A 5,993-nucleotide genomic window follows, 5' to 3' on the forward strand; every position below is an offset into this window, starting at 1 on the left:
AGTCAATCCAGATCATGCCAGGTCAGAGCGGCACCTTTTGTCGTTTGTGACGCTAGGTGACGTTCACCGGCGTGCCGGTGAATTCATCAGGCTAAGCGGCGGCGGCCTACTGGCATCATCTGGGATGATCTACGCGAAGATCAGATAGCCGCTATTCCGGTGCTCTCGAAACGACGCAGGGCATCGTAAGGGATCCGCCAAATCCCGGTGCATGCGAAGAAGCCCCGTCCTCCCCGCACGAGGACGGGGCTTCTTCGGCTCAAGGCGCAACGTTGCTACAGGCCGGCTAAGGCGTAGGCCGATAGGCCGTCAAGCAGCCAGCTCACTTCGCAGGTGGTCGCGGAACTCGCGGACGGCCACGGTGGTGCCGTATGGTTCGAGGCGGTCGGCGAACGCCTGGACGAACTCGACCGAGCGAGCGGAGCTGAGCGCCTTGGCCATGGGGACTGCGGTCCGGGCCGAATCGAGGGCCTGCTCCAACTCTCCCATTCCCAGATATGCGTCTGCGGCATGTACCAGGTTGAACTGAGCTGAGCGAGGAAGACGTTCCTGGAAAGCGTTCACGGCCGCCTCGGCACACTCCGCCGCCCGATGGTGCTCGCCCAGCAAGCTCCAGCAGCGACCCGCTTCGGCGTTCAACTCGACCGCCTCGTGTAGTGCGATCCACGCTGGATCGCGGTCAGCGGCACCTTGGGAGTGTGCGCGTTCGGCCTCGACAAGCAAGCGCTCGACCTGCCCGGCGCTGTGCTTGTCCCCAGTCTCGGCCGGTCTCGCATGTAGGGCTGTGGCCCAGGCTTCTCTGATCGTCATGAGAGCCATCACGCGCGGGGGCGCCTGACCGCGACGCGCAGACTCGGCGGCGGCTCGCGCCAGCCGTACAGCCCAGCCCGGCTGGTCCGTGTGGATGGCCTGCTGCGTCAAGGTCGACAGCACCCACGCCCCCGTAATCGGGTCGTCCCCCGCCTTGGCGAACCTCAGCGCCTGCCCGAAATGGTGTTGCGCCCGCCCGTGGTGGTGCATGTCGAAGGACGTCCAGCCGGCCATCCAGCTCATGCCCGCAGCCGCGGTCATCAATTCGGCGCCGACCTTGTCGTCGTAGCCGCCGTGGAGCAGTGGGGTGACATTGCTGTTGAGGTAGCGCAGTACGACCGGGCGGACGAGGCCCGCTCCGAACTGGTGGTCCATCCGGCTGAACGCCTGGCGGGCCTCGTTGATCCGCTGCACGTCCGCCATGCCGACCGCCCGGCCGGACCCCGCGTGCGCGGTCGAGGCGGCGGGGGTGTCGTACGTCCAGGAGGACAGCCACTCTCCCAGCGCGGCCGGGACGAACGGCAGCGTGGCCAGCAGGTGACGGCGGGACGGATCCATCTCGAACCTCCACAGCAGGTCGGCCGACTTCACCGTAGCCTCCAGCGAGCCGCCTCCACAGTCCACGAGCGGCCAGGAAGGTGTCTCCACGAAGGCCCAGCCCTCCACCCACCGCTCCACCTCGATCGCCTCGACACCGAACACTGCGGCCATCCGCGCCCGATGCCGGGCGCGAACTCCCTGCTCGCCGCGCTCCCACCGCGCCCACGTGGTCGGCGACACCCCGACCGCCTCAGCCGCCGTCTCCTGACTGAGCCCTTTCCGCCGCCGCGCCCTGACCAGCTCCGGACGGCCGGCCTCCTGTCCCCGCACCCCCACGCAAACCCCCTTGGTAGCCGCATGACCACTGACTGTGACGACGATTGCACCGACCTCGGCCCCGCGCCAAGCCCTTCCGGTCAAACGACCAGAGATCGACCAGCTCCGGCGTACGACACCCCGCGTCCGCGATCAACGCGCACACGACGCCGTTCTCTTCTCTCGCCCGGCGGCCTTTCCTGCTGTGCACCGTCACCGACAACGAACGGAGCACCGCCATGCCCCCCGCCGACTCCACCCCGCACACCTCTTCTCAGCAGCCGGACGGGCAGCAGACCGCCACCGAGCAGCATCATCAGGACGTCCGAGTGCTCGTGAAGGCCCTGCAGCCCGGCTCGGCGGCGCGTCGGGCGCGTACCGTCGTCCGAGAGGTGCTCCAGCGTGCGGGGGTCAGCGACGACGCGATTACCGATGCCGAGATCGTCGTCGCCGAGCTGGCCGCGAACGCCGAGCGGCACGGTCGGCGACCATACGAGCTGCGCATCTTCAGGATCGACGGCGTCCCCACCTGGTGCGAGGTCATCGACGGTGATCCGGAGCCGGACAAGATCCGTGACGCCTTCCAGCGGCTCGCGACACTCCCCGAGCCGGACCTATCGCTCCTCGCCGAAAACGGGCGCGGCCTGCTGCTGACCTACGAGCTGTCCCAAGGCCACTGCCAGGCGTACCGGACCATCACGACCACCACCGACTCCCCCGGCAAGGCCGTCGCCTTCGCCCTCCCCACCGCATCCGGAACCCGGCTGCCCTACTCCGCCCTCCCCGACCTCCGCCCCGGCCTCGCCCCCCTCCGCCAATGGCGGCTCCACCTCCCCATTCCGGACACCCAGGCATAGCACCACCACTCTCAGCGGCCGAGGGTTGTCAACGGCGGCTGACCAGGCCACCCGCCTCGCCGTCGTGTTCGCCTGCTCGGGATTCCCAGCAAAACAAACACAGATAGTACGGCTCTCCTACTATCGAGCACCCATCACCTGAGACCACCCCTGGGTTGACACGTTCGTCCGATCCGTGGTCTTTCGGGAGGATGTCCATGCGCTGTCCCCGGGTGAAACCGGAGCATCGTCCGCACCGGTATCCGGACGGTACCGTCCGTGTCGGTGGCGAGATCTACGGACTCGCCGCCGAGATCGACGATCCGAACGGATGGGCTTGGGCGGCACTCTCGCTCATGGACGGGACCCGCCCAGTGGAGGAGATCGTGTCGCGACTGGGCGGAGCCTTCCCCGAACTGTCCGCGGGGCAGGCGGAGTCGGTGGTCGCCCAGCTCATCGGCTCCGGTTATCTCGAAGACGCAGCGTCGGCGCGCCCGGGCGAGCTCAGCCCCCGAGAGCTTGACCGCTACAGCAGGAATCGCGCCTTCTTCCGGCGGATCGACCTGACTCCCCGCGAGCATGGCTGGGAGGCGCAGCTCAGGCTGAGGAACGCCAGGGTGGTGGTGCTTGGGCTGGGTGGCACGGGCAGCCACGCGGCCTGGGCGCTCGCCGCCGCGGGCGTCGGCCGGTTGCACTGCGTGGACCCCGATGTGGTGGAGCTGTCGAACCTCAGCCGTCAGGTCCTCTACGGCGAGGCGGATGTCGGCCAGTCCAAGGCGGACCTGGCCGTGCGCCGGCTACGCGGGATCAACTCCGATGTGACGATCACCGGTGACCGCGGGCGGGTCACCAGCCAGGAGGAACTCGCGGAACTCGTCTCCGGAGCCGACATGCTCGCGCTCTGCGCCGACGAACCTCGCGGCCACGGCCTGCGCGTCTGGGCCAACCGGGCGTGCGCGGAGGCGGGTATCCCCTGGGCGGGCGGCGGCTACAGCGGTCCGCTGGTGACGGTGGGGGTGTACGGACCGGGCGGACCGTGTTACGAGTGTGTCAGTGCGGGCGAGCAGGCCCGGCGTCGCCCGGGAACACCCGTCGACCTGGGTGGGCCAGGGGTGATCGCCACCTCGGCGGGAATCTCCGGGCATCTTGTGGCCCACGCAGTGATCACCCAGCTCACCGGTGTTCCCGCCATCCCGCCGGGACGCGTCGGCGGCATGAATCTGATCGCGCCCGACCAGCTCATCGACATCCGCCACCCCGCGCGCGAGGGATGCCCGGTGTGCGCCCGGACAAAGTCACCCAACAAACCTTGACTGCGCCCTCAACTGACTGGATGATCTGGAAACCCGCAGGAGCCTCTGACAGAAGGTGCACCATGTCTCACGCGGAGAACGAGATCCAGCCCTCCGAGAACGCGGGTGAGGCGAAGGCGACGATCGCCATTCGCCGACTCGACAAGATCGAAACCACCGCTGACAGCTCCGGCAACTCCAACTGATCACGCGCTGACCGGTAGGCAAGGCGCACATCCGCCTACCGGTCTCTCGCATGTGGAGGAACGGCGCCGGCATGACCTTGGTAGAACTTCATGAGGTCGGATTCCGCCGCGACAGGGACGAGTGGATCGTCGGCCGCGTCGATTCCGGTGACTTCGTGGCCGTACCGTCCGCGGGACTACGGGCGATCCAGTTGCTTCAGGAGTACGGATCGGTCGAGGAGACCGAGCGTCGCCTCTTCGAGGAGACCGGCACACGGCTCGACGTCGCGGGCTTCGTCGCCGGGCTGACCGAAGCGGGCCTGGTCGCCGCAGTCGACGGCCGCGCGACCGGCTCCCCGGTGCCGCCTCCCCCTACGCTGCCACGCCTCACGGCCCGGCACGTGCGGTGGGCCCTCAGCCCACGCCTTCACATAGCCGTGGCGTTGATCATTGTGGTCGGCGCTGTCACACTCGTCTACCGTCCGGAGCTCATGCCCGGCTGGCGAGATCTGCTGTGGAGCAGCCATGGCACGGCCGTGCTGCTGACCCAGATAGCGGTGGGCTGGTCCCTCATCCTCCTTCATGAGCTGGCCCATCTCTCTACCGCCCGGGCGGCGGGGGTTCCGGGACGTATCCGGCTCGGGACCCGGCTGCAGTTCCTCGCGGCGCAGACGGACGTCTCGGGCATCTGGCTGGCCGAACGCCGGATCCGGATGACGGTCTATCTGGCCGGCATGGCCGTGGACTGCGCTGTGTGCGGGGTCTGCGTGATCCTGACGGCCACCACCGGCAGGCACCCCATCCTGGCGGTCGTCATGCTGACGGCACTGACGATGGTGGCGACGCAGTTCCTGGTGTTCATGCGTACCGACCTGTACTTCGTTCTGCAGGACCTCACCGGCTGCCGGAACATGTACCGCGACGCGGGCGCCTACCTGCTCCATCTCGTCTCAGGCCGCCGACGGCCGAACCCTCTCGCCGCTCTGCCCGTGGCGGAACGCCGCGCGCTGCGCTGGTACACGCCCCTGGCCGCGCTGGGGACGGCGGGATGCCTCTCGATCGCGCTCCTCATCACGCTTCCCGCCACCCTGGTCCTGCTGACCCGGGCGTTCGAAACTCTGTCACGTCCGCCTAGCCCCGCCCAGTTCGCCGACGCGCTGGTGACCCTGTTCGTCATCCTGTTCTTCCAGTCGCTCTGGGCGAGAGCCTGGTGGCGACGGCATGGCCGGCGAGTCCGGCGCGCCGTCACCATCTCGCGCCCGGCGACCGCGCAACGAAAGTGACATCGACCGTGATAACGACAGAAATCGGAGGAGTCTTGGACCCGTTCCACCACCTTCGGACCGCCGGGGGCGAGGACCTGCCCGTCGCCGAATATCAGGAGGAGTTCGACAAGGTCTACGCCGAGGCGGGCGACACCGTCTGGAAGCTGGAGCGAGCCCAGGAGTTCCACGAGCCCGACGTCGAGAGCTGGCAGGCCATGATGGACGGCGACTGGGAACGCTCCATGGCGCTGCTCGAAGAGTGGCGCTTGCCGCTGGAGGAGCAGTACGCCACCCATGCCGAGTTCCGCCGGCTGCGTATCGTCGAGACCCCGATCACGCCTTACCTGCAGTGGGAGATCAATGGACTGGCGATACGGGTGTCGACAGGTGAGCGGGTAAGAGTCCTCCCCGCGGACGCCGTGCGCGACTTCGAGCGGAGTTCCCCGCTGCCGGAACTTGTGATCTTCTCTCGCTCGCTCTGCTACGAAGTGCTCTACGACGCGGCCGGCGCGCATACCGGGGCGCGCAGGGTGAGCGATCCCCAGGTGATCGGGCCGTGCCTGGACGCGCTCATACGCCTGTACGACCAGGCGGAGGACCTGATCGCTTACCACGAACGGGAGATCATGCCGCTGGCACCACCGGCGATCAGCCTCTTGATCCCAAGCGGTGAAGGCAATCGGGCTATTGGGATGATCGACAGATCGGGGAATTACGGGGAGAAGTCTTCTTCTCGTCGTCGCTGATCTT

6 protein-coding genes are annotated in these 5,993 nt (G+C 67.9%); 5 read left to right on the forward strand and 1 reads right to left on the reverse strand.

Translation table 11 applies throughout. The features are described from left to right. Positions 1 to 309 precede the first annotated feature (309 nt). On the reverse strand, positions 310 to 1,686 hold the full coding sequence (locus AB0M95_RS40480; protein ID WP_363776949.1) for a helix-turn-helix transcriptional regulator: 1,377 nt from the start codon (positions 1,684 to 1,686) through the stop codon (positions 310 to 312). Positions 1,687 to 1,904: 218 nt separating this feature from the next. Here AB0M95_RS40480 and AB0M95_RS40485 point away from each other — a divergent pair, with 218 nt between their 5' ends. The 5 genes from AB0M95_RS40485 (at position 1,905) to AB0M95_RS40505 (ending at position 5,989) form a co-directional block, all read left to right on the forward strand. Further along, entirely contained in the window at positions 1,905 to 2,522 is a 618-nt protein-coding gene (locus AB0M95_RS40485; protein WP_363776952.1) for an ATP-binding protein, read from the forward strand. 212 nt (positions 2,523 to 2,734) lie between these two features. After that, entirely contained in the window at positions 2,735 to 3,814 is a 1,080-nt protein-coding gene (locus tag AB0M95_RS40490) for a ThiF family adenylyltransferase (RefSeq protein WP_363776955.1), read from the forward strand. A gap of 62 nt (positions 3,815 to 3,876) precedes the next feature. After that, complete coding sequence (locus AB0M95_RS40495; protein WP_363776958.1) at positions 3,877 to 3,999, forward strand: hypothetical protein; 123 nt, start codon at positions 3,877 to 3,879, stop codon at positions 3,997 to 3,999. Between the two features lie 71 nt (positions 4,000 to 4,070). Continuing rightward, positions 4,071 to 5,261, forward strand: coding sequence for a hypothetical protein (locus AB0M95_RS40500; protein WP_363776961.1), 1,191 nt, complete (start codon positions 4,071 to 4,073; stop codon positions 5,259 to 5,261). A 35-nt stretch (positions 5,262 to 5,296) separates the two neighbouring features. Beyond that, positions 5,297 to 5,989, forward strand: a complete 693-nt coding sequence (locus AB0M95_RS40505) for a DUF6879 family protein (protein ID WP_363776964.1) — start codon at positions 5,297 to 5,299, stop codon at positions 5,987 to 5,989. The last annotated feature ends 4 nt before the right edge of the window (positions 5,990 to 5,993 follow it).

This window comes from Sphaerisporangium sp. NPDC051017 (assembly GCF_040683095.1).
Classification (GTDB): Bacteria; Actinomycetota; Actinomycetes; order Streptosporangiales; family Streptosporangiaceae; genus Sphaerisporangium.

What these genes read in the sequence shown, in the direction of transcription:
- AB0M95_RS40485 (WP_363776952.1), top strand. Translation starts at nt 1,905, where the DNA reads ATGCCCCCCGCCGACTCCACCCCGCACACCTCTTCTCAGCAGCCGGAC.
- AB0M95_RS40495 (WP_363776958.1), top strand. Translation starts at nt 3,877, where the DNA reads ATGTCTCACGCGGAGAACGAGATCCAGCCCTCCGAGAACGCGGGTGAG.
- AB0M95_RS40500 (WP_363776961.1), top strand. Translation starts at nt 4,071, where the DNA reads ATGACCTTGGTAGAACTTCATGAGGTCGGATTCCGCCGCGACAGGGAC.